This window comes from Campylobacter sp. CFSAN093224 (assembly GCF_012897395.1).
GTDB lineage: Bacteria > Campylobacterota > Campylobacteria > Campylobacterales > Campylobacteraceae > Campylobacter_D > Campylobacter_D jejuni.
This window is the reverse complement of record NZ_CP040607.1, coordinates 1,152,110-1,177,246: the sequence shown is the minus strand read 5'-3', so window position 1 is coordinate 1,177,246 and position 25,137 is coordinate 1,152,110. Positions and strand designations below refer to the sequence as shown.

General features: G+C 29.7%; 25 protein-coding genes and 1 tRNA gene. 11 read left to right on the top strand and 15 right to left on the bottom strand.

The genetic code is table 11. From position 1 onward, the window contains the following. Entirely contained in the window at positions 1 to 1,200 is a 1,200-nt protein-coding gene (locus FBF11_RS06075) for an MFS transporter (protein ID WP_002853994.1), read from the bottom strand. Positions 1,201 to 1,312: 112 nt separating this feature from the next. On the opposite strand from FBF11_RS06075, the gene FBF11_RS06070 reads away from it, so the two are divergent. Continuing rightward, positions 1,313 to 1,915, top strand: a complete 603-nt coding sequence (locus tag FBF11_RS06070) for a hypothetical protein (RefSeq protein WP_002853942.1) — start codon at positions 1,313 to 1,315, stop codon at positions 1,913 to 1,915. Here FBF11_RS06070 and pdxA read toward each other — a convergent pair. Both pdxA and FBF11_RS06060 read right to left on the bottom strand, forming a co-directional pair. After that, a complete protein-coding gene (pdxA, locus tag FBF11_RS06065) occupies positions 1,905 to 2,999 on the bottom strand; it encodes a 4-hydroxythreonine-4-phosphate dehydrogenase (protein WP_002867362.1) in 1,095 nt (364 codons plus the stop codon). The two genes, FBF11_RS06070 and pdxA, sit on opposite strands and share 11 nt — an antisense overlap. Next, complete coding sequence (locus FBF11_RS06060; protein WP_002868556.1) at positions 2,996 to 3,769, bottom strand: pyridoxine 5'-phosphate synthase; 774 nt, start codon at positions 3,767 to 3,769, stop codon at positions 2,996 to 2,998. The genes pdxA and FBF11_RS06060 overlap by 4 nt, the downstream gene beginning before the upstream one ends. Before the next feature lie 55 nt (positions 3,770 to 3,824). Between FBF11_RS06060 and FBF11_RS06055 the strand changes: the two genes are divergently transcribed. Next, positions 3,825 to 4,799 (top strand): exopolyphosphatase, encoded by a 975-nt coding sequence (locus tag FBF11_RS06055; RefSeq protein ID WP_052798678.1) that lies wholly within the window; start codon positions 3,825 to 3,827, stop codon positions 4,797 to 4,799. Here the strand turns inward: FBF11_RS06055 and FBF11_RS06050 are convergent. Genes FBF11_RS06050 through FBF11_RS06015 form a run of 8 tightly spaced genes read right to left on the bottom strand, consistent with a single transcriptional unit; the run spans position 4,796 to position 12,485 of the window. Then, positions 4,796 to 5,746 (bottom strand): SAM-dependent methyltransferase, encoded by a 951-nt coding sequence (locus FBF11_RS06050; RefSeq protein WP_002868557.1) that lies wholly within the window; start codon positions 5,744 to 5,746, stop codon positions 4,796 to 4,798. The genes FBF11_RS06055 and FBF11_RS06050 overlap by 4 nt on opposite strands. Beyond that, the gene (locus FBF11_RS06045) at positions 5,743 to 6,564 is read right to left on the bottom strand and encodes a M23 family metallopeptidase (RefSeq protein ID WP_002868558.1); all 822 of its coding nucleotides are present in this window, start codon (positions 6,562 to 6,564) and stop codon (positions 5,743 to 5,745) included. Before FBF11_RS06045 ends, FBF11_RS06050 begins: the two co-directional genes overlap by 4 nt. Continuing rightward, on the bottom strand, positions 6,561 to 8,555 hold the full coding sequence (gene glyS, locus FBF11_RS06040; protein WP_002871669.1) for a glycine--tRNA ligase subunit beta: 1,995 nt from the start codon (positions 8,553 to 8,555) through the stop codon (positions 6,561 to 6,563). Before glyS ends, FBF11_RS06045 begins: the two co-directional genes overlap by 4 nt. A gap of 55 nt (positions 8,556 to 8,610) precedes the next feature. Beyond that, positions 8,611 to 9,231, bottom strand: coding sequence for an HAD family hydrolase (locus tag FBF11_RS06035; protein ID WP_002871670.1), 621 nt, complete (start codon positions 9,229 to 9,231; stop codon positions 8,611 to 8,613). Continuing rightward, positions 9,228 to 9,560: a hypothetical protein gene (locus FBF11_RS06030; RefSeq protein ID WP_002859298.1), complete on the bottom strand. Its 333-nt coding sequence runs from the start codon at positions 9,558 to 9,560 to the stop codon at positions 9,228 to 9,230. The genes FBF11_RS06035 and FBF11_RS06030 overlap by 4 nt, the downstream gene beginning before the upstream one ends. A 9-nt stretch (positions 9,561 to 9,569) precedes the next feature. Continuing rightward, complete coding sequence (locus FBF11_RS06025; protein ID WP_052813940.1) at positions 9,570 to 11,195, bottom strand: cation:proton antiporter; 1,626 nt, start codon at positions 11,193 to 11,195, stop codon at positions 9,570 to 9,572. Between the two features lie 6 nt (positions 11,196 to 11,201). Next, complete coding sequence (gene hspR, locus FBF11_RS06020; protein WP_002853230.1) at positions 11,202 to 11,576, bottom strand: heat shock transcriptional regulator HspR; 375 nt, start codon at positions 11,574 to 11,576, stop codon at positions 11,202 to 11,204. 15 nt (positions 11,577 to 11,591) lie between these two features. Then, positions 11,592 to 12,485 (bottom strand): DnaJ family protein, encoded by an 894-nt coding sequence (locus FBF11_RS06015; RefSeq protein WP_002860449.1) that lies wholly within the window; start codon positions 12,483 to 12,485, stop codon positions 11,592 to 11,594. Between the two features lie 199 nt (positions 12,486 to 12,684). On the opposite strand from FBF11_RS06015, the gene htrA reads away from it, so the two are divergent. The 4 genes from htrA (at position 12,685) to FBF11_RS05995 (ending at position 16,264) form a co-directional block, all read left to right on the top strand. Beyond that, positions 12,685 to 14,103 (top strand): serine protease HtrA, encoded by a 1,419-nt coding sequence (htrA, locus tag FBF11_RS06010; protein WP_052789982.1) that lies wholly within the window; start codon positions 12,685 to 12,687, stop codon positions 14,101 to 14,103. Positions 14,104 to 14,178: 75 nt separating this feature from the next. Then, on the top strand, positions 14,179 to 14,853 hold the full coding sequence (locus FBF11_RS06005) for a response regulator transcription factor (protein ID WP_002853196.1): 675 nt from the start codon (positions 14,179 to 14,181) through the stop codon (positions 14,851 to 14,853). Continuing rightward, a complete protein-coding gene (locus FBF11_RS06000; protein WP_002868562.1) occupies positions 14,850 to 16,097 on the top strand; it encodes an ArsS family sensor histidine kinase in 1,248 nt (415 codons plus the stop codon). The genes FBF11_RS06005 and FBF11_RS06000 overlap by 4 nt, the downstream gene beginning before the upstream one ends. Before the next feature lie 92 nt (positions 16,098 to 16,189). Then, a tRNA-Asn gene (locus FBF11_RS05995) sits at positions 16,190 to 16,264 on the top strand. Positions 16,265 to 16,353: 89 nt separating this feature from the next. Here the strand turns inward: FBF11_RS05995 and FBF11_RS05990 are convergent. Both FBF11_RS05990 and FBF11_RS05985 read right to left on the bottom strand, forming a co-directional pair. After that, a complete protein-coding gene (locus FBF11_RS05990; protein ID WP_002853192.1) occupies positions 16,354 to 16,602 on the bottom strand; it encodes a ribbon-helix-helix domain-containing protein in 249 nt (82 codons plus the stop codon). A gap of 10 nt (positions 16,603 to 16,612) precedes the next feature. After that, on the bottom strand, positions 16,613 to 17,212 hold the full coding sequence (locus FBF11_RS05985; RefSeq protein WP_002859294.1) for a bacteriohemerythrin: 600 nt from the start codon (positions 17,210 to 17,212) through the stop codon (positions 16,613 to 16,615). A 147-nt stretch (positions 17,213 to 17,359) separates the two neighbouring features. Here FBF11_RS05985 and dccR point away from each other — a divergent pair, with 147 nt between their 5' ends. Next, complete coding sequence (dccR, locus tag FBF11_RS05980; RefSeq protein ID WP_002853205.1) at positions 17,360 to 18,025, top strand: two-component system response regulator DccR; 666 nt, start codon at positions 17,360 to 17,362, stop codon at positions 18,023 to 18,025. Beyond that, positions 18,018 to 19,208, top strand: coding sequence for a two-component system sensor histidine kinase DccS (gene dccS / locus FBF11_RS05975; RefSeq protein ID WP_002868563.1), 1,191 nt, complete (start codon positions 18,018 to 18,020; stop codon positions 19,206 to 19,208). The genes dccR and dccS overlap by 8 nt, the downstream gene beginning before the upstream one ends. 42 nt (positions 19,209 to 19,250) lie before the next feature. Here the strand turns inward: dccS and groL are convergent, their stop codons facing one another. Beyond that, entirely contained in the window at positions 19,251 to 20,888 is a 1,638-nt protein-coding gene (gene groL / locus FBF11_RS05970; RefSeq protein ID WP_002858047.1) for a chaperonin GroEL, read from the bottom strand. A gap of 21 nt (positions 20,889 to 20,909) precedes the next feature. Then, on the bottom strand, positions 20,910 to 21,170 hold the full coding sequence (gene groES / locus FBF11_RS05965; RefSeq protein WP_002825273.1) for a co-chaperone GroES: 261 nt from the start codon (positions 21,168 to 21,170) through the stop codon (positions 20,910 to 20,912). A 161-nt stretch (positions 21,171 to 21,331) separates the two neighbouring features. Between groES and FBF11_RS05960 the strand changes: the two genes are divergently transcribed. The 3 genes from FBF11_RS05960 to FBF11_RS05950 are packed head-to-tail and all read left to right on the top strand — an operon-like array spanning position 21,332 to position 25,136. Next, positions 21,332 to 23,872: a hypothetical protein gene (locus FBF11_RS05960; RefSeq protein ID WP_002874587.1), complete on the top strand. Its 2,541-nt coding sequence runs from the start codon at positions 21,332 to 21,334 to the stop codon at positions 23,870 to 23,872. An 8-nt stretch (positions 23,873 to 23,880) separates the two neighbouring features. Further along, the gene (locus tag FBF11_RS05955) at positions 23,881 to 24,492 is read left to right on the top strand and encodes a riboflavin synthase (RefSeq protein WP_002868565.1); all 612 of its coding nucleotides are present in this window, start codon (positions 23,881 to 23,883) and stop codon (positions 24,490 to 24,492) included. Next, positions 24,456 to 25,136, top strand: a complete 681-nt coding sequence (locus FBF11_RS05950; RefSeq protein WP_002852800.1) for a polyphenol oxidase family protein — start codon at positions 24,456 to 24,458, stop codon at positions 25,134 to 25,136. The genes FBF11_RS05955 and FBF11_RS05950 overlap by 37 nt, the downstream gene beginning before the upstream one ends. Position 25,137 lies beyond the last annotated feature (1 nt).

The following is a 25,137-nucleotide window of genomic DNA, read 5'->3' as shown; positions in this document are numbered from 1 at the left end:
TTATACCTTTGTAAAACTTTTTCTTTGAAATTTTTTATAATTTAATTTATCTTTGGCAAAAAGCAAGGCAAAAATCAAAGCAGGGCTTACAAAAAGTGCTGAAAATAAAGCATTAAATTCTATACCCAATCTTGCTAAAACAATCCCACCTAAAAAACTTGCTAAAGCTATGCCTACATTAAAAGCTGCTTCATTCACACTTACTGTACTGTCTATGACTTTATAAGTATGGCGTTTAGCTTTAGTAATGCTAAGCATTTTTAGTGCAGGTATGGTTGAAAAGGCAAAAAATCCTATCAAAGCTACGCTAAAAATGATTAAAATTTTAGAATGCATGGTGAGAAATACACTTAAAAATACTAGAACTTGTATGCTTAAAATAAGACGCAAAGAAAAAATAGCACCTTTTTTATCTACTATTTTTCCGCCCCATAAATTCCCACAAATTGCACAAATTCCATATAAAAGCAAGATATAAGCTGTATCTTGGACTTTAAAACCGCTTATTTCTACAAGTATTTTTTGCAAATAAGTATAAAGAACAAATTGAGCCCCACAACTACAAATGGTTATAGTATAAGTTTTTAACAAATTTTGATGAGAAAAAGCAGGGATTAGATTTTTAAGACTGGTTGGGCTAGGATGTAAATTTTTGGGCATCATATGCCATACTCCAAAAAATGCTAGGCTTGTAATGATAAAAATGAGTAAAAAGATAAATTTAAAGCCAAAATAATGCCCTATAAAAGTTCCAAGCGGCACTCCAGTAACTAAGGCTACAGTAAGCCCTGTGACCATTATAGCTAGAGCACTTGATTTTTTATCATCTGGAGTTATAGCACTTACAGCTAAGGTGGCAATGACAAAAAATACCCCATGTTGTGTTCCTGCTATAAAGCGTGCAAAAGCAGTAAGATAGAAATTTTGGCTAAAAAAGATGATGAAATTTGCTAAAGCAAAAATTCCAAGATTGATTAAAAGTTGTGTATGTCTATGAAAACGACTTAAAGGTATGGTGATAAGAGGAGCACCTATAACAACACCTATAGCATATAAGGTTGTAAGATAGCCCGCGGTTTTTGCATCTACGCTAAAATACGCTTCAACATCAACCAAAACTCCTGCCATAACAAATTCAGTTACGCCCATACAAAAAGCACTAAGAGCTAGTGCAAAAAGAGCTTTTTTGTAATTTTGCATTTTAAGTTCCTTATAAAAAATAAAAACGCATTATAATAAAATAAAGGCTTAATTTCCTTAAAAAATTCAAAATATTTTTGTTAAAATAAAATAAAAATTTTAAAGGTAAATAATGAAAAAAATTATTTTATTGCTTGGTTTAAGTTTGGCGAGTTTAGGGGCTTTGAGTTTTGATGAGCTTATTTATAAAGATGAAGTAAAACCTAGTTTTGATTGCTCTAAAATCAAATATGATGGCAAAAGTGATGATGAACTTATGATATGCAATAAAATTGGTGTGCGTAATGAATTTGATAATAAAAAACTTGCTTTAGTAGATAACATCTATAGTAGTTTATATCAAAATATTTCAAAAAAAGCAGATAAAAAGATGAAAAAAGATTTTAAAGCCATTTCAAAAAAGATGCTTAAAGAAAGAAAAATTTGTATAAAAAATATGCAAAATACAAAAGCAGGGGAAAATCCTATTTTATCTTTACTCAATGCAAGTGATTGCATGCAAGAAGCTTATATTAAGGTTTTATTAGAACTTATGCAAAGAGCAAAAAAAGATACAAAGACTAAAGAAGTTTTAGAGCAAATTTTTAAAAATAAAGTTGATAAATATGAAAATTTACTCACTCAAAGTTTAAATACCAATAAAGATTTGCAAGATTTTATAGACAGCTTAGCTAAAGAAGATTTGATTGATTCTAGGGCTAAATTTAAGCTTTAGAATGTAAATTGATTGCAAATTTAGCCGCTTCAAAATAACTTTTAGTGTTGATTTTAGCATTTTTATAGGCCTTATCAAAGGCCGTGCCATGATCAACGCTAACGCGTATGATAGGTAAATTTAAACTTACATTGATGCTTTTATCAAAATACAAGGCCTTTAAAGGAGCAAGGGCAAGATCGTGATACATAGCCACTAAACGATTGCAGTTTTTTAAACCAGTCTTAGTAAAAGCTGTATCAGCCACTAAAGGATAGGGTAGATAAACGCCCTTGCCTTTAAAATTTAAAAGCAATTCTTTTTGTAAATTTTCATCTTTTAAGGCTTTTTTGAAAAATTTTTCATCTTTTTTAGAGTGTAAAAAGGCATTAACAAAGGCTATAGCTTTTTCCATGATCTTTTCTTCTTCTCCACCTATAACTCCATAATCTCCAGCGTGAGGATTAAAACCTAAAAGCCCCATTTTTTTAAAATGTGTTTCTTTGTAAAAATCTTTTAAAAAGATACTTAAATTTTTAAAAGTGATTTTTTTACTCACCTTAGCTAAAGGTATATGTTCGCTAAAAAGCCCTACAAAAAGTTCTTTGCAACCTAACATCATAATGGCATTTTTTTTAAAAAAATCCCTTAAAGCATCGGTGTGTCCTTTGTATTTAAGTCCTGCATCTTCCCAAGCTTTTTTGTGTATAGGTAGAGTAAGCAAGGCATGGGCGTGTTTTTCATAGACAAAATAACTTGCCGCCTTAAAACTTAAAAAACCATAAAGTCCACTTTTTGTATCTATTTCTCCGGCTTTGATTTCAAAATTTTCATCCACTTTAAAGCCTAAAGGAAGGTAGAAAGAGTAAATTTCAAGAGAATTTTCTTTTTTTACAAAATTAAACTCATAGTCTTTTCCATCTTTAAAAGCTACGATTTTTGCATTAAAAAGTTTTAAATTTAAAAGTTTTGAAGCTTTATCAAGCAAGCTTTCGTGGATAAAATAAAAAGGTGTGCAGATTTTGCTTAGTTCTTCATGAGAACGCACTAAAATTTCAAGTCCTATGCCGTTTATATCGCCTATACTAATGGCTAGTTTTTTCATCTTTTAATAAGTTCTTTCATTTCCAAAATAGCGTTTTGAAGTCCTGTAAATACAGATCTTGCTACAATGCTTTGTCCTATATTTAGCTCGCAAATTTCTTTAATTTTTACTACGGGTTTTACATTTTTGTAATTTAAACCATGTCCCGCGGCTACTTTTAAGCCAAGTTCTAGGCCTTTTTTGGCACAGAGTTCTAAATTTTGTAATTCTTTTTCAAATTGAGCTTGCAAGGTTTTTTTATCTTGATTGAGTTCTTTTAAGGCAAAAGCAGTATGAGAGATATTACTAAAAAGTGCGTTGTGCAAATTCGCATAATGTCCTGTATGAAGCTCTATGAATTGGGCTTTTAAAATTTTTGATTTTTCTATATCTTCTAAACTAGGATTGATAAAAAGTGAAACTTCAATGTTTGCATTTTGAAGTTTTTCTATGCTTTGTCTTAATTTAGCATGATTTAAACAAAGCCCCCCTTCTGTAGTAAGCTCTTCTCTTTTTTCAGGCACTAAAGTAACGCGGTGAGGTTTGAGTTTAAGAGCTAAATTTAAAATTTCATCATTTAAAGCACATTCTAAATTGATAGGGCTTTTGCAAAATTTTATAATATTTTCCAAGTCAAAATCCTGAGCATGACGGCGATCTTCTCTTACATGCAAAGTGATTTGATCTCCGTGTCTAGCTACTATAAAAGCAGCTTCTAAAAGATCAGGATCATTTACCATTCTAGCTTGTCTTAACACTGCAATATGATCGATATTTACACCTAAAAGCATATTTTTCCTTTAGAACTTTTTTGCTATTATACTATAAAATCAAATAAGGAAAGTCATGTTAGGTATAGATCTTGGTTCAAATACTTTAAGAGCAGTACAAATGGATGAAAAATTAAATAAATTAAAAGAATATGAATTTGTTATTGGGGCAGCGAAAAATCTAAATCAAAGTGGAGAAATTTCTAAAGAAGCCATACAAAGATTAAAAAATACTTTGAGTATTTTAGCTAAAGAGCAAGATTTAAGCAAAGCGAGAGCTGTAGCGACTGCAGCTTTTAGAAAGGCAAGTAATACAAATGAAATTTTTGCCCATTTAAAAAAAGAATTTGGGATTGATTTTAAGCTTATAGATGCCAAAAGTGAAGCTAAGATCAGTGTTTTAGGTATGCAATCAGGTTTAAGAAGGCTTAAAATTTGGGGAGAGTTTGCGTATTGTGATTTAGGAGGGGCTTCTTGTGAGCTTTCTTTTGGAAAAAGTTTTAAAAGTTTTGATTTTGGTATTATTAGTTTTTATGAAAAAAATTACCATTCTTATTATAAATCTTGTATTTCTTATAAAAAATTAATAAAAAAATATCCTAAATTTATCATAAATATTAAAGATAAAAAACTTAAAATTCATTTTTTAATTGCAAATCCCTATTTAAAGCATCTAGCTTTTAGGGCTTTTGATGAGGTGGCTATGATTAAAAAGGAACTTCGTTCTTTAGGGGCTAAAACGGTGGTTTTAAATTCCGGAGTTCCTACCACACTTAGCGCATTAAAACAAAATATAAGCTATGAAAAGTATGAAGCAAGTAGAGTAAATGGTAAAAAACTTTGCCATAAGGATTTTTTAAATTATGCTATTAAACTTTTTCATATGGAAGAAAAAAAAGCTATAAAAGAAGTAGGCACGATGAGAAAAAATTATTTGAGTGCAGGTTGTTTGCTGTTTTATGCTTTGTTTGATAAACATAAACTTCTAGTCATTGATGAGGGTTTAAGAGAGGGGGTTTGTTTAGCAAGTATGAAAAATATAAAATTTTAGTTTTTTTGAAATTCGAAAAAATGAAATTTTTCATCAAAATTAAAAAATAAAATTTTAGCTTGAGATAAAAAACTTTCGTAAGTTTTAATGTTTTTATTTTTTGCGTATTCTAATAAATCTTCAAAACCAAAATCCATGAAAGCAAGACTTTGTTTTTTAAAAGCTAAAGGTTTAAAATCATATTCTTTGATGAGTTTTTGAAGATGAGTAAAATTGACATTATAAGTTAGATCGCTTTTGCCGAAAAAATCTTTTAAAGATACTTCAAAAGGGCTAAAAACTTCGTGCTTTTGATAGATTCTTAAGCTAAAACTTTGTGGATTTAAAGTTCCATAGTCAAATCCCGCAAATATAAATCTCTCACAAGTTTGGTTTAAATCTTTAAAAAAATTTTCAAGCTCTAAACTGAGTTCACCTTTTTTAAGATTTAAAGCTTTGCATTTTGTGATTAAATTTTCATCCATATTTTTAAAAATAAGTTTAAAATTTTCTACAAATGCCATTTTATCATGATCTATAAGTTCGCAAGCAAAACTATCAAAAAGTTCATTGCAAAAGAAAAAAGCGTTCTTAAAATGGCATTCTTTAAGACTATTTTTGTGAGTAAATTCCACTCCTTCTAAAGTCTTTTTTTGTAAAGTTCTTAATTTTTCATGCGGTTCTATGACGAAAAAAGAAATTTGAGAAAAAATTTCAGGTCTTAATTCAAGCAAAGCGGATAAAAAATCACGACTTAAATATCCTTCATTAGCGCCTATTTCTACAAGTTCTAAAGGGAGTTGTAAAATTTTTTTATCTATTAAATTTAAAAAATGCTTGGCTAAAAGTGTGCCAAAAAGATTTCCTACGCTTACAGCAGTAAAAAAATCTCCGTTTTTTCCTATACTTACAGCATTTTTATAATAGCTTTCATGGAGCCAAGCATGGAAAAAGTCACTAAATTTCATTGAAAAATAGCATTAAATTTGGATACAAAATCCAAAGGATCAACTTGTTTGCCTCCAGCTAAAATTCCAAAATGCAAATGCGGCCCACTTACCCTACCACTAGCTCCGCTAAGTCCTATAAGTTCGCCTTTTTTTATCTTTTGTCCCACTTTAACATCGATTTTAGAAAGATGATAATATTGTGAATAAATTCCAAAACCATGATCAATGACTACTGAATTTCCTGCGAAATAACGATCTTTTGCAATTTTTACTATGCCTGAGTTGGCTGCATAAATAGGTGTTCCTGTGGCAGCTCTAAAGTCCGTTCCGCTATGATAACTTGCTACTTTTTCATTAAAAGTTCTTGCTTTGCCAAAATCACTTGTGATAAAAGAATTTAAAGGTATATTAAAAGCACCGTTAAATAAAGCTTTTGGAGTATAAGAACTATAAATCGCATTGGCTTCTTTTAATTCTTTAGTGATGCGTTCTTGTATGGTTTTTGGTGGAAAAATCTTTTTGTTTTCAACTTGCAATTTTTCACTTTTATAATTACCTTCTAAAGTTTTTATGAAAATTTCTTCTTTTTTATCTTTATAAAATGCGATAAGTTTTGTATTTTGCGGGGGATTTTTGTAAGGTAAGGAAAAAATAGCTAGAACTTTTTCTTGATTTTTAGGATGTGTAAAAGTGGGAATATTTTTACCATTATTTTTTAAAGATAAAAAATCTTTCTTATCTAGCTCCAAAAATAAAGCTTGACCTTTGATGAGTTCTAAATTTTGAGCTCCAAAAAGCCAAAGAGTAAGGCTTAAAAAAAGCCATAAGGCTTTCATAGGCTTAACTCTTTAAGATCGGCGATTTTTAAAAACTCCGCATAAATTTCATAAACCAAAGCTTGGCGATTATTTTTAAGTTTTTCATCTTCAGCATTAATCATCACTTGATTAAAAAACTCATCAATAAAAGGCTTAAGTGCAAAAAGATTTTCAAGTTTTTCTTGTAAAGAGTTGGCTTTAGTTTTTTCTTGAAAAGCTTTGTAAAGTTTACTTTCTGCTTCTTGAACAAAAAGACTTTCATCAACTTTATGAGGATTTTTAGTGGCGATATTGGCTAGTCTTTTAAAGGTTGCAAAATTTTCATTAAAATTATCTTTTTTGCTAAGTTTTATAAGAGCATTTACGCTTTGATTGATATGGATAAGATCTGTATTTTGTGAGCTTAAAACCGCTTTTACAAAAGAAGCATTGACTGTATAAAAAGTATAAAGTCTTTCAAAAATAAAATCTTTTAAAATTTGCATATCAAAGCTTTTATAATGATTTGAAAGTTTTTCTAATAAAATTTGGATATCAAATTCTTTATTTAAATTTAAAGCAATTTTAATGATCCCATTGGCAGCTCTTCTTAAGGCATAAGGATCCTTTGTTCCGCTTGGAATTTTTCCTATGCTAAAAAGTCCTATAAGGGTATCAAGCTTGTTTGCAAGGGCTACTATGCTTGAAAATTCTGTACTTGGAAGTGGAGCTTGTTCGGAATTAGGAAGATATTGTTCTTTGATGGCTAAGCAAATTTGATAATCTAAGCCCATTTTTTGCGCATAATAACTTCCCATAATGCCTTGCAAATCAGTAAATTCATAAACCATTTGTGTGGCTAAGTCTGCTTTGGCGTATTTTAGTGCTGTGCTGATATTTTCGATTTTATCATTATGGAGCATTTGACATAAAATTTCAGCAATTTTAATCTCTCTTAAACTTTTATCTTGCATTGTGCCTAAACCTTCAAGATAGGTCATTTTGGCAAGTTTTTCAGGTTTTAAGCCATTTTGTAAATCATTTTGATAAAAAAACATTGCATCGCTAAGTCTTGCACGCAAAACTCTTTCATTTCCATGTATGATTTTTGAATAATCCTTGCATACTGCATTACTTACTACTATAAAATGATTACTTAAGCCTTTATCGTTAAAAACTGCAAAATAACGTTGATTTTCTCTCATTGAAGTGATGATTACTTCGCTAGGAATTTCTAAAAATTCTTCTTCAAAACTTCCTAAAAGTGCATTAGGATATTCTGTGATAGCAACTACTTCAGCTAAAAGCTCTTCATCTTCTCCAATTTGTATATTTTTTTGACTTTCTATGAGTTTAAATTGCTCAAGTATTTTTTCCTTTCTTTTGATTGGATCAAGGATGATATAGTTTTTTTCTAGTAGTTCAAAATATTCTTTTGCATTGTTAAAATCTTGCAAATCATAACTTACGCTTCTGTGAATGAAAGTTTTTTTAGTACTTTTTACTCCATAGCTTTGAAAATTAACAAGTTCATCATTTAAAATGCAAGCTATAGAACGGATCGCACGGATGAATTCAAAAGAATTTGCACCCCAGCGCATACTTTTGCCAAAACTAAGACTTTTTAGAAATTTTTCTACCATTTCTCCTAAAATTTCTTGACTTTGCAAACCTTTAATAGCTTTTTGATGGTACAAAACTTCCTTGCCTTTGATTTCTTTAAAAGAGAGTTCATTTTCACTGATCCTTGCTCTTTGCAGGAAGCTTTGTCCCGCAGGAGTTAAAACTCCATCTTTATAAGCAACATTTTTAGGTGCTCCTATAAATTCAGCAAAGCTATCTTCTTGTTTGTCTGCAAAATTTTCATGAAAAAAAACTAAACGACGCGGAGTATAATAAAATTTAAAATCACTTACCAAGCGGTATTCTTCTAAAACATTGTTCCATTTTTTTTCTATATTAGCTAATTCTTTTAGCAAAGGAATAGCAGGTAATTCTTCTGTACCAATTTCTATTAATAATTCACTCATAATTTACTCTTTTTAAAATTTATTTCTAATTTTAACTAAAATTTCATTAAAAAACTTATAAATACTTTTGCAAAAAGCCTTTAAGTTCACTAGAGTTGCTAAATTCATTTTCTTTTAAATTTTTTTGATACCATTTGGCATGAAAATAAGGCAAATTAGCATTTTTAGCACATTCTTTATCTTTTTGACTATCTCCTATAAAAACGCTTGTTTTATATGGAGCCTCGCTTTTTAAAAGCTCTAGCATCATAGGATGAGGTTTGGGTTCTATGCCTAAACTTACGCCTAAAATTTTATCAAAATAAGGAATGATATCGTGTTTTTTAAGTATGTTTGAAAGTGAGCTTTGTGGGGCGTTAGTAGCAATAGCTAAAAAACAATTTTTGCTTTTTAAAAATTCTAAAAGTTCTTTTACTCCTTCAAAAAGCACCACGCTTTGTTCATAGTGCTTGACAAAATATTTTTCATAGCCTTCTTTAAAATTAGAATGATGGAAATTTTCTATATTATAAAGTTCTTTTGCCCAGTCAATATTGGGAGTATTGATGGTTTGCATAATGATTTCTCTTGAAAGTGGGGCTAGATTTAAATCCTGTCTTATTTCATTGACTGCACAAGAAATGGCATTTGCACTATCGATTAAAGTTCCATCCATATCAAAAAATACATTAATCATTCATAATCCTTTAAATAATTTTTATGTTTTTCTTTTTTCCCACCTTGTTTTTTTTGCTTATCTAAAGCATTGGCAAGATTTAAAAGCTCGTTTTTTTCTTTGGAAAAATCTAAACAAGCATTGACAAAAAATTCAAGATTTTTTGCATAGGTTGAGTTAAGATTTACCGCGGGATTTTTTTCAAAAAATTTAGCATTTTTTAACATTCTTTCTTCAAATTTAGTTTTATCAAAATCTTCTTTTTTAAGTGCAGATATAGCGCCATTGAAAAATTTTTCAAGATTTCTTAGGTATTTTACGCGTAAGGCTTTTTCTTCATTTTTTGTCAAAATTCTTCCTTAGGTATTTTTGTGAATGCGGCATTCTAGCGCTTCTTGAACTAAATTTCTAGCGATTACTTTTTCAGAGCGAATGATGCGTATATTTTCATCTATGCTAGAAAAAAGCATCTTTTTTAAAGTTCCATTTACATGAATGATGGTGTCTATAGGTTTTGGATAATTAGCTAGCACTTGACATAAAATTTCAAGTTTAGCTTCATTTGTAACTGTGATAATAGCTACGGCACATTCTTCTATATTGGCAATTTTTAAGGTTTCTTCTTGAGCAGCATTGGCAAAAACGACATTTTCACCTCGACTAACTCCAAGTTCTACTAAATTTAAATCACTTTCTAAAACAAGATAAGGTACGCCTGTGTTTTTGATTTTTTGTACGACTTCTTGTCCTAAGCGTCCGTAGCCAAAAACAACAAGATGATTTTTAAGCTTGATATTGCTGTCAATATTTTGCACAGTGTTGGTATTAAGTGCTATATCTTCTACAACATTGGTAATTTTTCTTATATTGTTTAAAATAAAAGGTGTGATAATCATGGTTAAAATAGAAACAACAATTAAAATTTGTGAAGTTTTGATATCAAGCATATTTTTTGCTTGTAAAAGAGAAAAAATTGCTAGGGCGAATTCGCCAATTTGAGCTATGGCAAAAGCTGTTTTAAGCGCTACTCTTTTTTTGGTGTAAAGAAATAAAAAGCCAAAAACTATGCCAAATTTTAAAGCCATTACAAGAAGGGTTAAAACTATGATTAAAAACCAATTTTGTGCCACTACATCAAGTTGAATTTGCATGCCTACAGTTATGAAAAAAAGCCCTAAAAGCAAATCTCTAAATGGGATCAAGTCCGCTTCTATTTTGTGTTTATATTTTGTTTCTGCTATCAAAGCACCTGCTATAAAAGCACCCAAAGAATAAGAAAATCCAAAATAATTTGCTAAAAAACTTGCTCCAATAACCATAAATAAAACAGTACTAATAAAAATTTCCTGAGAAGAAGTGTGGATAATGAGTCTAAAAATTCTATCCACTAGATATTTACCTATGAAAAATAATAAAGTGATTAAAATAAGTGCTGAAATTAAAGTGGTAAAAAGGAGTTTTTCTATGTTTTGATTGTTGGATGAAAAAATATCTACAAGCAAAAGCAAAGGAATAACGGCTATATCTTGAAAAAGCAAAATTCCCAATGCTTTTCTACCATATTGCTCATTGATATCGCCATTATCATTTAAAATTTTAAGCACCACTGCGGTTGAAGAAAGTGCTAGTGCAAAGCCTACTATAGTAGCGCTTTTATCTCCAAGTCCTAAAATTCCTATAGCAAGTAACATAAAAACAAAGCCACAAGTAAGCATCTGCAAAGAGCCGTTTAAAAAAACTTCTTGTTTCATTGCCATTAAATGCTTAAAAGAAAATTCAAGCCCTATGGTAAACATTAAAAACACTATACCAAATTCGGCTATATGGGTGATTTCGCCTTTGCCACTTAAATGATAAATTTCAGAAATGATTTCTCCAGCAGCTATATATCCAATGATAGTTGGAATTTCAAATTTTTTAAATATGACATTTAAAACTATAGCTATAGCAACGGTGATTAAAAAAATTTCTAAAAAATTATCCATTATTTTTTATTTTTTCTCATAAAAAATCAAATCAAAGCTATTTTTATGCTTAACAACGGCTTTACTAGCCGCTTCTTTATCTTGTTGTTTGCTTAATTCTAAGCGTAGTTCATCAATTAAATTTTCAAATTCGTGAAGTTGGTTTTTCAATTTTAAGATAACATCTACTCCAGCAAGATTGATTCCCATGTCTCTTGTTAAACGCAATATAAGTTTAATACGGTCAATATCTCTTTGAGAATAAAGTCTTATTTTGCCATCGGTTCTACTTGGCTCTATCAATCCTTCTCTTTCGTATTGCCTTAAGGTTTGTGGATGTATGCTTAAAACTTTAGCCACAACACTGATTAAATATACAGGTTCATCATAATGCTGTTCCATATTTTATTCCTTTCTTTAAGGTAATTTTTCTTTTAAGAGTTCTATAAATTTTTCATCAAGGGTATCTAAATTTGGCAAAACAACATTTAAAATCAAATACATATCCCCATAAATATCACTTTTTCTATTTTGCACACCATAACCTTTTAAACGAATTTTTTGGTTATTTTTTGAATTAGGCGTTATGTTAATTGTTGCTTCTTCCTTGCCTTCTTTGAGTGTTTTTATATTTATTTTTCCACCAAAAAGTGCAGTTTTTAAAGAAATATCAACCTTTTGATATAAATCATCATCTTCTCTTGTGTAAATAGGACTTTCTTCTATTTTTACAATAATGATTAAATCTCCTCTAGCTCCATTTCTGCTTTGTTTTCCTTTAGAGCGAATTCTTAGTTTCTCGCCTTCTTTTATACCATGTGGAATTTTAAATTTAATGGTTTCGCCTTGAAAATTAAAACTATGTTCCCCGCCTTTAACAGCTTTTTCGAAAGGAATGTGAAGCTCTAGATTGCTGTCTAAAATTTCTTCTTCAAAACCTCCAAATCCTCCAAAACCACTGCTAAAGCCTTTTGAAGAAAAGCCGTTAAAACCCCCTCTTGAGCGTCCACCAAAGCCTCCTCCAAAGAGATCTTTTAAAATATCGTCCAAATTTACCCCACCAGTATTTCTTGAAAAATCATGAAAACTTTGTCCACCAAACATAGAATCGCCGTATTGGTCATACTGAGCTCGTTTTTTTTCGTCACTTAAAATTTCATAAGCAGCATTAATTTCTTTAAATTTTTCTTCAGCACCTTTTTCTTTGTTGATATCAGGATGATATTTTCTAGCTAGGCGACGGTAAGCTTTTTTTATTTCATCTGCACTAGCGTTTTTGCTAACTCCAAGAGTTTCGTATAAACTATTCATGTTATATTTCCTTAAAAATTTTTACTTGATTATATAGAGGATTAAATTATAACATAAACTTTAGCCTAAGTCAATCAAGTTTTATAAATTTTTATCACTCAAGGTTTTATTTACAATTTTGTAAATTTTCGGTTTTATACTATGAAGACAGTAAAATATTTTACGAGATAATTTATCTTTAAGAACAAAAGGAAATGAAATGAAAAAGATTTTTTTATCATTAAGTTTAGCAAGTGCTTTATTTGCTGCAAGTATTAATTTTAACGAATCGACTGCAACGGCTAATCGTGTGAATCCTGCCGCTGGAAATGCAGTGCTTTCTTATCATGATTCTATTAAAGATGCAAAAAAATCAGTGGTTAATATTTCCACCTCAAAAACTATTACAAGAGCAAATCGTCCAAGCCCTTTGGATGATTTTTTTAATGATCCTTATTTTAAACAATTTTTTGATTTTGATTTTCCTCAAAGAAAAGGAAAAAATGATAAAGAGGTGGTGAGTTCTTTGGGATCAGGGGTGATTATTTCAAAAGATGGTTATATAGTAACAAATAATCACGTTGTAGATGATGCTGATACGATTACAGTGAATTTACCAGGAAGCGACATAGAATATAAAGCAAAACTTATAGGTAAAGATCCAAAAACAGATTTGGCTGTTATAAAAATAGAGGCTAATAATCTTTCAGCTATTACTTTTACAAATTCTGATGATTTAATGGAAGGAGATGTTGTTTTTGCACTTGGAAATCCTTTTGGAGTTGGTTTTAGTGTTACAAGTGGGATAATATCTGCTTTAAATAAAGACAATATAGGTTTAAATCAATATGAAAATTTTATACAAACAGATGCTTCTATCAATCCAGGAAATTCAGGTGGAGCTTTGGTGGATAGTCGCGGATATTTAGTAGGTATTAATTCAGCTATTCTTTCTCGTGGTGGTGGAAATAACGGCATAGGTTTTGCCATACCTTCAAATATGGTTAAAGATATAGCTAAAAAACTTATTGAAAAAGGCAAGATTGATAGAGGATTTTTAGGTGTGACTATTTTAGCTTTGCAAGGTGATACTAAAAAAGCTTACAAAAATCAAGAAGGAGCTTTAATCACTGATGTTCAAAAAGGTTCAAGTGCTGATGAAGCAGGGCTTAAGCGTGGAGATTTAGTTACTAAAGTTAATGATAAGGTTATAAAAAGTCCTATTGATCTTAAAAATTATATAGGAACTTTAGAGATTGGTCAAAAAATTTCATTAAGTTACGAAAGAGATGGAGAAAATAAGCAAGCAAGTTTTATTCTTAAAGGTGAAAAAGAAAATCCTAAAGGCGTACAAAGCGATTTGATTGATGGTTTGAGTTTGAGAAATTTAGATCCAAGACTTAAGGATCGTTTGCAAATTCCAAAAGATGTTAATGGTGTTTTGGTTGATAGTGTTAAAGAAAAGAGCAAAGGAAAAAATTCTGGTTTCCAAGAGGGTGATATTATCATAGGTGTTGGACAAAGTGAAATTAAAAATTTAAAAGATTTAGAACAAGCTTTAAAACAAGTTAATAAAAAAGAATTTACCAAAGTTTGGGTATATCGCAATGGTTTTGCGACTTTGCTTCTGCTTAAATAAAAATAACGGAAGGATTTTCCTTTCGTTATAAATTTTAGTTTAAAATTAAAATTAAGTTTAAAATAAAGGAAAACTATGACAAATATTCTTATGATAGAAGATGATTTAGAATTAGCAGAAATTACAGCTGAATATTTGGAAAAATTTGATATGAAAGTTGATATAGCTCATGAACCTTATATAGGTCTTTCTAAGCTTGCATTAAAAGAATATCAGCTTATCATTTTAGACCTTTCTTTGCCAGGGCTTGATGGGCTTGAAGTGTGTGAAGAGATTCGTAAAAAGTATGATACGCCTATTATTGTTTCAAGCGCAAGACATGATATTACAGATAAGGTTAATGCTTTAGAGCTTGGAGCAGATGATTACCTACCAAAACCTTATAATCCAAAAGAATTACAAGCACGTATTAAAAGTCATTTAAGACGTATTTCAAATACAAAAAGCGCCATAGCAAAAAGTGTAAAAGATCTTGTTTATGATCAATATAAGCATATTATTACCATGAAAGGACAAGAGCTTACTTTAACTAATGCTGAATTTGATATTTTAAGCTATTTGATTAAAAAAGAGGGTGGAGTGGTAAGTCGTGAAGAGCTTGTTTATAATTGTTCTTCTATTAGTGAGGATTCTAGTAATAAAAGTATAGATGTTATTATCAGTAGAATTCGTCAAAAGATGGGAGATGATCCAAAAACTCCAAAATATATTCACTCTATACGTGGAATAGGTTATAAGCTTACTCAATGAATAAATCTTCGATTTTTTATACTATAACTTTTATTTTTATTTTTGCTGGGGTTAGTGTTGTACTTGGCTTTTTGTGGCTTATAGAATATGATCAGCAAAATTATACTAGAGAATTAAATACAAAATATTCTTTGATAGCTAATGCAAGGCTCTTAAATTTTGCAGGAGTTATCAGTGAAAAAGAATTTGAAGAGCAGACAAAAAATTATAATAAAATGGATGAGATAACAGAAGCAAAGCAGATCCGTAAAATTCTTTTTAGAGGTGATGTTTTAGCTAGGGTTGAGGTTAACAATGGCTTAATCGAGATTATTTCTTATAATAGACAGGTGTATTTAAATATTATTTATGATGGAAAGGTTTATCTTTATAAGGATCAAGATTATCAAACCTATAGGTATTTTATTATCAAAGCTATAGCTGTAGCTGTGATTTGTATTCTTGTATTGCTTTATATTTATATATTTAAAAAATTAAAACCACTTAAAAGACTTAAAAAACAAATTGATAAATTTGCCCAAGGAAAGCTTGGTGATATAGAAGATGTAAGCACTGGGGTGGATGAAATTTCACAAGTAAGTGAAGCTTTTTATCAAGCTATTGTTCAAATTCGAAAGTTAAACCAATCTCGTCAGTTTTTTTTAAGAAATATTATGCATGAACTCAAAACTCCTATTACTAAAGGGCTCTTAACTTTAGAAATGATAGAAGATAATAAATATAAAGAGCGCTTAAATGGGGTTTTTACTAGACTTGAAATTTTAATTAATGAATTTGCTGCTATTGAGCAAATTACTTCAGGGGCTGCTTTTATAAATAGAAAAAAATACAATATTTTAGATGTTTTAGATGAAGCCAAAGAAATTGCAATGCGAGATGATAGCAATATACGTATTTTTATGGAAGAAAGTTTTTTTGTAAATGTGGATTTTAAACTTTTTACTACGGCGATTAAAAATATGATAGATAATGGTATTAAACATTCTGAAGATGGGTTTGTGCAAATTGATATTATAGATGATTATATTTGTTTTAAAAATCGTGGTCCTGAGCTTAACAATACTTTAGAATACTATACTCAAGCTTTTACTCAAGGATCAAAACAAAAATCAAGTTTTGGATTAGGGCTTTATATTGTAAATACTATTTTAGAAACACATGGAATGAAGCTTGATTATTTATATGAAGATGGGGTAAATTTGTTTTATTTTAGAAATTTAAAAAGTGTTATTGTTAAGGAGTAAATTAATTTTTTTACATAAAAAATGCATTTTTGTGAAAAAACCCTTGACAAAGTTTTTTAATTTCACTATAATCACATTTTACTTTTAAATATTCCGGATTAGCTCAGCGGTAGAGTAGTCGGCTGTTAACCGATTGGTCGTAGGTTCGAATCCTACATCCGGAGCCACTTTTTTAACTCCATTTTTAATATTCATAAATGTATTTTAATATAAAAAATTAATAAGTCTTTATCATAAAAAAATTGTGATAAAGTTTTTATTTTGTTTGTTTAAGATTTTTGACAATTTTATCTATTTTTTTACTTGCCTTTTGATAATCCCCATCTTTAAGTTCTTCTAGGGCATTAACAGCAAAAGAAAAATCTTCAACTTCATTAAGATAAGCCTCTATGGCTTCTTTTACTATGGTTGATTTTGGTTTAGAAAGATTTTTACTTAAATTATCCAAACGCTCCTTAAGCTCTAAAGGCATTCTAAAAGAATAAGTTTTTACATTGCGTTTCATTTTATCCTCCTTAAGAATATTTTTTGTAAAATTTTATAGCTTGTTTACAAGTTTTACAAGTAAATTTATGACCTTGTAATTCTATTTTTTGATGAATGCTATAAGGAACATCGTGAATTTTACCAGGACAATTACAGGTATAAAGATAAAATTGTGGATGCTCATTATCTTCATCTTCTGCTGCTTCAAAGCTAACATCGCCACCATCATCTGTAGACAAAGAAGAACTTCTCCATTTTTCAACTTTCATGTCTTCATATAGTATGTGTTCTAAAAGCCACTTTTTAGCCACTATATAAAGTTTTTCTTTAAGATCATTGGTTGATTTGATATCTTTGATTAAATTAATCATGGTTTGGATGATTTCTTTATGTATTTTTCGATGTTCTTCTAAATTTGGATAGCCTATTAGCTGCATGTATTTTTCTTCATCATTAAAGTGATCTTTCATATAATTAAAAAATTCAGCCAAAAGTTCTTTGACTTCATTTTTACTTACAGATCTATCTGATACAACTTCAACTTTTGCAGCAAGTTTAAAAAGCTTTTTATGCTGCTCATCAATTTTAGCATTGTGCACACTATAGCTGTTATCCCATTTTGGAAGCATTTTAACTCCTTAAGGAAAAATTTATTTGTATGAAAGGATTATAGATAAAAATAAATTAAATAAAAATGAAATTTTATTAAATAATTGATAAGAATTTTGATACAATGATATATATTTAAGAGATTTGAAGTTAGAAAGATTTAAATTATGGCTGCTAAAATTTTACTTTTAGAAGATGATTTGAGCTTGAGTGAGATCATTGAAGAGTTTTTAAACGATGAGGGATATGAAGTATTTTTATGCGATAATGCGCAAGAAGCTTTAGATATGGCTTATGAAAGATATTTTGATCTTTGGATTTTAGATGTAAAAGTTCCTTTAGGAGATGGATTTTCATTACTTAAAGAATTAAGAAAAAGCGGAAAGCAAACTCCAGCAATTTTCATGACTTCTTTAAACACAACAAACGATTTAAAACAAGGCTTTGACGCAGGTTGTGATGATTATATAAAAAAACCTTTTGAACTTGCCGAGTTATCTATCAGGGTTAAAGCTTTGCTTAAAAGAGCTTTTTCACATAAAAATGAAGATTTTGAAGATTTAGGAGATGGATTTAGATTTGAATTTACTACACAAATTCTTTACCATAATAATAAAGCCTTGACTTTACCGAGTAAAGAAATTAAGCTTTTGTCTTTATTACTTAAAAATAAAAACAACTTTTTAAGTACAGAGAGAATTTTTGAAGAACTCTGGGATTATGATGAGGAGCCTAGTGAGCTAAGTTTAAGGGCTTATGTGAAAAATTTACGTAAAATTTTAGGAAAAGAAAAAATTATAAATCAAAGAGGCAGGGGATATTGCTATGGCTAAAAAAGTCATTAGGCAAATTTTATTAATCTACCTAACAACTACAGGTATTTTTTTAACTATTTTTTTTGCATTATGGTATCAAAAATTATATGAAGAATTAGTTGTTTTAAAGGGTGCCACTTTGAGAGAAAATCATAGAAACATTGTTATAAGCATCTTAAATTCTCGTTTTACCCCTATAGATATAAGTGCAAAAAATATTGCTCAAAGCACAGCACTAAAATTTGCTATATTTGATGTTAAAAAGATTGTTTTTAGTAATATAGATTTTGATTTAAGAAAGGCAAAGATAGAGCTTAAAGGTAGAGGTATTTGTGATAATAAGGTTTTTTTCCTTGCTCCTATGAGTGCAGATCATTATTTTTTAAGACATGCTAGCAATGAAGAAGTAAATACTAACGATGGTTTGCAAATTTTAATACAGGGTGAAGATGTTGGCAAAGATCTTTTTTGGATTAGAACGAAAGTTTTTGGTTTTGCTATTATGGCTTTTTGCATATTGGGTTTAATATCTTATATTTTAGTAAAAATTGCTCTAAAGCCTTTGGAGGATAAAATCAGCACACTAAATCGTTTTATTAAAGATTCAACTCATGAACTCAATACCCCATTAAGTGTTATTTTGATGAGTATAGAACAACTTGAGCATCAAAATTTAGGAGATAATGCTAAATTTACAAGGATTAAGCTTGCTGCAAAAAGTTTGTCTCAAGTGTATTCTGATCTTGTTTTTTATAATTTCCCTAATACCTTAGAAACAGAAAAACAAAAATTTGATTTAAGAATACTACTTGAAGAAAGATTGGAATATTTTAAAGTATTTTTTGAGCAAAAAAAAATTACACTAAAGCTTGATTTAAATCAAGCAAATATTTTTGCTCCTAAAAGTCAAATTTCTAAATTGATTGATAATCTTATAAGCAATGCTATTAAATACAATAAAAAAGGTGGAGTAATTTCTATAATTTTGAAAGCCAATTTTTTAAGTATTGCGGATACAGGTTGTGGAATTTCAAAGTCAAATTTAAATCATATTTTTGATAGATATACAAGATTTAATACCGATCAAGGAGGATTTGGTATAGGGCTTTCTTTGGTAAAAAAAGTTTGTGATGATAATGATATTAAGATTATTTGCGAATCTGTAGAAAATCAAGGGAGTGTTTTTAAATTAAATTGGTAATCAGCAAGGAAAATCCTTGCTGATAAGAGGTTAGAGCAGATATTACATCATTCCGCCCATGCCACCCATTCCTCCCATACCGCTCATATCTGGCATAGTAGGTTTATCTTCTTTAATTTCACTAATTGTTGCTTCTGTGGTTAAAAGCATACTAGCTACAGAAACTGCATTGAGTAAAGCTACTCTTTCTACTTTAACAGGATCGATAATTCCACTTTCAAGCATATTAACATATTCACCTTTTGCAGCATCAAATCCTGTGTTTTCATCTTTAGCATTTTCTACGCTATTTACAACCACACCTGCATCAAATCCTGCATTTTCAGCAATTTGTCTTAAAGGTGCTCTTAAAGCTCTTTCAACGATAGCTGCGCCAATTGCTTCATCACCCTGTAGATCAAGTTTGATTTTAGCTTTTGCTTTGATAAGCGCTGCACCACCACCGATTACTATACCTTCTTCAACTGCTGCTTTAGTAGCGCTTAAAGCATCGTCAACGCGATCTTTTTTCTCTTTCATTTCAGTTTCAGTTGCTGCACCTACTTTAATAACTGCAACACCACCACTTAATTTTGCAAGTCTTTCTTGTAATTTTTCTCTGTCATAATCTGAAGTTGTTTCAGCAATTTGTGCTTTGATTTGATTGACTCTCGCATCAATATTTGCTTTTTCGCCTGCACCATTTACTATGGTTGTATTGTCTTTATCGATGATTACACTAGAAGCTTGTCCAAGATCTTGTATAGTCGCACTTTCAAGAGTTCTTCCAAGTTCTTCAGAAATCACTTCTCCACCTGTTAAAATCGCTATATCTTCAAGCATAGCTTTTCTTCTATCGCCAAAACCTGGAGCTTTCACTGCTGAAATATTAAGAACACCGCGAAGTTTATTTACAACCAAAGTTGCAAGCGCTTCACCTTCAATATCTTCAGCGATAATTAAAAGTGGTTTGCCTGTTTTTTGAATTTGTTCTAAAACCGGTAATAAATCTTTTAAATTTGTAATTTTTTTATCAAAAAGCAGGATATAAGGGCTTGAAAGCTCTACTGTCATTTTTTCTGCATTAGTGATAAAATAAGGGCTTAAATAACCTCTGTCAAATTGCATACCTTCAACTACATTTAATTCATCATTGATTGATTTTGCCTCTTCAACAGTGATAACACCATCTTTGCCCACTTTTTCCATAGCATCAGCGATTAAATTTCCGATTTTTTCATCAGAGTTGGCTGAGATTGTAGCAACTTGTGCAATTTCTTTTTTATCTTTTACTTCGCGAGAAAGTTTTTTAAGTTCTGCTACTATAGCTTCGCAAGCTTTATCCATACCGCGTTTTACCTCGATAGGATTTGCACCTGCTGTGATATTTCTTAAACCTTCTTTGAAAATTGCATGAGCTAAAACCGTTGCAGTAGTTGTTCCATCGCCTGCTTGATCAGCTGTTTTACTCGCTACTTCTCTTACGAGTGAAGCACCCATATTTTCAAGACTATCTTTAAGCTCTACTTCTTTAGCAACACTTACGCCATCTTTAGTAATGCTTGGAGCACCAAAGCTTTTTTGGATTAAAACATTGCGTCCTCTTGGCCCCATAGTTACTTTTACCGCGTCATTAAGTTTTTTAACGCCCTCATAAAGTTTATTTCTTGCTTCATCTGAAAAAATAATTTCTTTTGCCATTTTTTATCCTTATTTTATAAATTATTTTAAAATTCCTAAGATATCATCTAAATTTAAAACTAAATATTCATTATTATCAAGTTTAATTTCTGTTCCACCGTATTTAGCAAACACGATTTTATCACCATTTGCAATATCAGTGATTTCTTTACTTACTGCTACTACTTCACCCATTAAAGGCTTTTCTTTAGCATTATCTGGTATAATTATGCCTGAGGCTGTTGTTTTAGTTTCTTCTACGCGTTTGACTAGAACACGCTTTCCTAAAGGTTGAAAATTCATTTTTGTCCATCCTTAAAAATATTGATTTTAGCACTCTTTTATTTAGAGTGATAATATCATACTATAAAAAATGAATTTTGTCAATACTTTAAATTAAAATATTTATAAAAGTTTAGTTTTATAGACTAAAGTTATTTTATAAAATAAACTAAAGGATAAAAATGAAAAAGATTTTTTATGGAGTTATAGCTTTTGTTGTTGTGCTTTTGATTGCTATTTATACCATACTTTTCACAAGTTTTGGTAATAATATAGTGGCAAATATAGCGCAAAAAAAGATCAAAGAAAGTGCGGGATTAGATGTAAATATCACGCATTTTAATTTACGTTTTTCAAGCCTTGAATTGCAAGCAAATATCGCAAATATGGCAGATTTTAATCTTAAGGGAGCTTTGAGTCCTTTTAAGCTTGGATTTGATCTTGACTATCTTATTTCTTTAAATCAAAATTATGCTAAAAATTTAGGTTTAAATTTAAATCAAAACCTTTCTTTTGGCGGTAAGATTCAAGGTAAAGCAAGTGATTTTACTTTAGATGGAAAGGGTTATTTACTAGGTTCAAATGTACTTTTAAATGCAAGAATGTATAATTACAGCCCTATTGCTTTAAATTTAGATGCGCAAAATCTTAAGATAGAAGAAATACTTCATCTTTTATCTTACCCTAGTTACGCTAAAGGTTTTTTAAATGCTCAAGCAAAAATTTCAGCACAGAATTTAAAACCTGATGGAAATATCATCATAAAACTTGATACAAGTTATATAAACTATGAGGCGATAAAAAAAGATTTTTCTTTAGACTTGCCTTTAAATTCTAATCCTAAAGCAGAAATTTTGGCCAATGTTAAAGAAGATAAGATTTATGCTGTAAGTAAAATTTACAATGATTATCTTAACTTACAAACCCAAAAAACTCTTTATGATATTAGCAAGAATGCTTTAAGTACTGATTTTAATTTAAGTATTCCTTCTCTTGTAAAGCTTGAAAAACTTACAAAAACTAGACTAAATGGTAGTTTGGATGTGATAGGTCAAACAAGTGTTGTAAATAATGCCTTATCAAGTTTAAATGCTCAAGTTATCGGACTTGGTGGAGAGGTAAAGGCAAGTTTGAAAAATAATAAAATTTTTGCAGATATTAATGAAGCAAGTTTGGAAAAATTATTAGCTCTTGCAGGATACGGAGCTTTGGTTTCTGGAAATTTAAATGCTAAACTTCTAAATGCAGATTTGGATTTTTCTAATTTTGATCTTGAAGCAAAAATAAACAATGCAAAGATTAACACCAATGAGCTTAAAAAAATAGCTAAAATAGAACTTCCAAATGCAATTTTTAGTTTTGATGCTAAAGCAAATGCAAAAAATAGTAATATTTCTTACAATGCTTTACTTGCTTCAAATTTGCTTAATATCAAAAAACTTCAAGGAACTTATAATTTAAAAAATAGTGAGTTAAATACAGATTTAAATGCTTTTATTGATGACTTGTCTCAGTTTAGTGCTATAGCAGGACAAAAATTACAAGGTAAGGCAGATCTTACTGCAAAAGCTCATATTATAGGCACTCAAGTACAAAATTTAAATGCAAATGCAAATTTGGCAGATGGTGTAATCAAGGCTGATTCAAATGGTAAAAAACTTGATTTAAACATTGATAAACTTGATTTATCTAAACTTTTTGTTATAACAGGTATGCCAAATTATGCCAGTGGGATTGTTAATGCAAAAGTTAATTTAGATAATATCGATTTTAACAATCTTAATGGTAAAGCAAATTTAGAAGCTAAGGGTATTTTAAATGCTGCAACTTTAAGTAAAATTTTAAATAAAAATTTTCCAAACAATACAAGTTATGATTTAAATACCAAAATTAATTTTAAAAACAATATCGCTCAATTTGATTCTGTTTTAAATTCATCTTTAGCTGATCTTACAAAACTACAAGGAAGTTTTGATATAAGTAAGATGCTTTTAAATTCGGATTTTAATTTAAAGATAAATGATTTTTCAAAACTAGGCTTTTTGTTAGATAGAAAACTTAAAGGTAAGGCAGAATTTAATGGAAAGGTAGGTTTTGATAAGAGTTTAAATTTTGTTGTAAATAGTCCAAATTTATTTGAAGGAAAACTTCAAAGCACATTTAAAGATAACCTTTTACTTGCTGATTTAAACGGAGTGGATTTAAGTAGTCTAGCTCAGGGTTTGGATTTTATGGATATTTATCAAGGTAAGGCGGACATGAAGGCAAATTACAATCTTTTAAGCGAAGAAGGCGAGGTTAATTTGGATATGAAAGAGGGTAAATTAAAACCAAATCTTATTACCAATGCTTTAAAAATTTTAACACTAAAAGATATTACCAATGATGTTTATCGCACTGCTAATGCTAAAGCTTTGATTAAAAAAGAAAATATCAAGCTTAATCTTAATATGCAAGCAGATCGTTCTTATATTTTAGTACAATCAGGAGCTTTAAATTCTAAAAGCGGGGCTTTAAATTTGCCTTTTGATATTAAACTCGATAGAGCTAATTTTAAAGGAAGTATTACAGGAACTACGGAAAATCCTAAAGTAAATTTAAATGCAGGAAGCGTGTTAAATTCTATTAAAAATGTAGTGGGTGGCGGTGTGAGTGACGGTGCTAAAAGTACTGGCGATAAAGTTGATAAAGCGGTGAATAAATTATTAAATAAGATTTTTTAAGGTAAAAAATGTTTAATGGACTCATAAGAGAAATTGCTAAAGTTCAATCTTATCAAAATAATACTTTAAGCTTAAAAGCAAAATATCGCCCAAATCTTGGCGATAGCATAGCCGTAAATGGAGCTTGTTTAAGTGTAACAAAACTTTATGAAGCGGGTTTTGAAGTGGAGCTTTCTCGTGAAAGTCGCACTCATATGGCTATAGAGAATTTAAAAGATAAAGTTCATATAGAACCTGCTTTAAGATATGGCGATAGAATCGATGGACATCTTATGCAAGGACATATTGATTTTATCGGCACACTTGAAAAGATTCAAAAAGATGAAAATGGAGTAGATTTTCATATATCTTTACCCAAAGAAGCTATGAAATTTATGGCAGAAAAAGGAAGTATAGCTGTTGATGGAGTAAGTCTTACTATCAATGAAATTTTAAAAAATGGTATTAGGCTTACTATTATTCCTATTACCTTTAAAGAAACGCTTTTTAAAGACTATCAAGTAGGTAGAAAAATCAATATAGAAAGTGATTTGCTTGCTCGTTATATTTATGCACAATTACAAGGTAAAAACAAAGGATTATCATGGGAAGAAGTCGAAAGAATTTCTTATCTTTATTAGAAAATGATAAAGTCGGTATTTTTTGTGCTTTTGATAAGGATTATAATGTTTTTAGAGCTAAAATTCATAATGAGAATTTATTTTCTCATTTAGGTTTTAAAGATATTGAAAAATGTGTTTTTATGGATCAAATTCATTCTCATAAAGTTATCATTTATGATGAAAATTTAAAAAATCTCAGTTGTGATGGACTTATAAGCAAGGAAAAAAATATCGCTCTTTGTGTTTTAAGTGCGGATTGTCTGCCTTTGATTTTATATCATGAAAGTGGTATTATAGCAGCTTTGCATTCAGGTAGAAAAGGAAGCTTTGAAAATATCCTAAAAGAATGCGTTGATCAAATTACTATGCAAAATTCACATTTAGATAAGAATAAATTTCATCTTTTTATCCTGCCTGGAATTTGTGCTAAAAATTATGAAATAGATGGAGAAATTTTAGAATTTGCTAAAAAAGAATTTAAAGAATTTGTTCAAGATGATAAACTTGATTTAAAAGCTTTAGTAAAATTTCAAGCGCAAAATTTAGGCATTGAAAATATTAAAGATTGTGGAATTTGTAGCTTTGATGATGAGAGTTTTTTTTCTTATCGTCGTGATAAAACGACTAAGCGTTTTGTGAGTGTGGTTTATTTAAAGGATTAAA

Coding starts and splice junctions, on each gene's coding strand:
- FBF11_RS06075 (WP_002853994.1), bottom strand. CDS start 1,200: ATGCAAAATTACAAAAAAGCTCTTTTTGCACTAGCTCTTAGTGCTTTT.
- FBF11_RS06070 (WP_002853942.1), top strand. CDS start 1,313: ATGAAAAAAATTATTTTATTGCTTGGTTTAAGTTTGGCGAGTTTAGGG.
- pdxA (WP_002867362.1), bottom strand. CDS start 2,999: ATGAAAAAACTAGCCATTAGTATAGGCGATATAAACGGCATAGGACTT.
- FBF11_RS06060 (WP_002868556.1), bottom strand. CDS start 3,769: ATGCTTTTAGGTGTAAATATCGATCATATTGCAGTGTTAAGACAAGCT.
- FBF11_RS06055 (WP_052798678.1), top strand. CDS start 3,825: ATGTTAGGTATAGATCTTGGTTCAAATACTTTAAGAGCAGTACAAATG.
- FBF11_RS06050 (WP_002868557.1), bottom strand. CDS start 5,746: ATGAAATTTAGTGACTTTTTCCATGCTTGGCTCCATGAAAGCTATTAT.
- FBF11_RS06045 (WP_002868558.1), bottom strand. CDS start 6,564: ATGAAAGCCTTATGGCTTTTTTTAAGCCTTACTCTTTGGCTTTTTGGA.
- glyS (WP_002871669.1), bottom strand. CDS start 8,555: ATGAGTGAATTATTAATAGAAATTGGTACAGAAGAATTACCTGCTATT.
- FBF11_RS06035 (WP_002871670.1), bottom strand. CDS start 9,231: ATGATTAATGTATTTTTTGATATGGATGGAACTTTAATCGATAGTGCA.
- FBF11_RS06025 (WP_052813940.1), bottom strand. CDS start 11,195: ATGGATAATTTTTTAGAAATTTTTTTAATCACCGTTGCTATAGCTATA.
- hspR (WP_002853230.1), bottom strand. CDS start 11,576: ATGGAACAGCATTATGATGAACCTGTATATTTAATCAGTGTTGTGGCT.
- FBF11_RS06015 (WP_002860449.1), bottom strand. CDS start 12,485: ATGAATAGTTTATACGAAACTCTTGGAGTTAGCAAAAACGCTAGTGCA.
- htrA (WP_052789982.1), top strand. CDS start 12,685: ATGAAAAAGATTTTTTTATCATTAAGTTTAGCAAGTGCTTTATTTGCT.
- FBF11_RS06005 (WP_002853196.1), top strand. CDS start 14,179: ATGACAAATATTCTTATGATAGAAGATGATTTAGAATTAGCAGAAATT.
- FBF11_RS06000 (WP_002868562.1), top strand. CDS start 14,850: ATGAATAAATCTTCGATTTTTTATACTATAACTTTTATTTTTATTTTT.
- FBF11_RS05990 (WP_002853192.1), bottom strand. CDS start 16,602: ATGAAACGCAATGTAAAAACTTATTCTTTTAGAATGCCTTTAGAGCTT.
- FBF11_RS05985 (WP_002859294.1), bottom strand. CDS start 17,212: ATGCTTCCAAAATGGGATAACAGCTATAGTGTGCACAATGCTAAAATT.
- dccR (WP_002853205.1), top strand. CDS start 17,360: ATGGCTGCTAAAATTTTACTTTTAGAAGATGATTTGAGCTTGAGTGAG.
- dccS (WP_002868563.1), top strand. CDS start 18,018: ATGGCTAAAAAAGTCATTAGGCAAATTTTATTAATCTACCTAACAACT.
- groL (WP_002858047.1), bottom strand. CDS start 20,888: ATGGCAAAAGAAATTATTTTTTCAGATGAAGCAAGAAATAAACTTTAT.
- groES (WP_002825273.1), bottom strand. CDS start 21,170: ATGAATTTTCAACCTTTAGGAAAGCGTGTTCTAGTCAAACGCGTAGAA.
- FBF11_RS05960 (WP_002874587.1), top strand. CDS start 21,332: ATGAAAAAGATTTTTTATGGAGTTATAGCTTTTGTTGTTGTGCTTTTG.
- FBF11_RS05955 (WP_002868565.1), top strand. CDS start 23,881: ATGTTTAATGGACTCATAAGAGAAATTGCTAAAGTTCAATCTTATCAA.
- FBF11_RS05950 (WP_002852800.1), top strand. CDS start 24,456: ATGGGAAGAAGTCGAAAGAATTTCTTATCTTTATTAGAAAATGATAAA.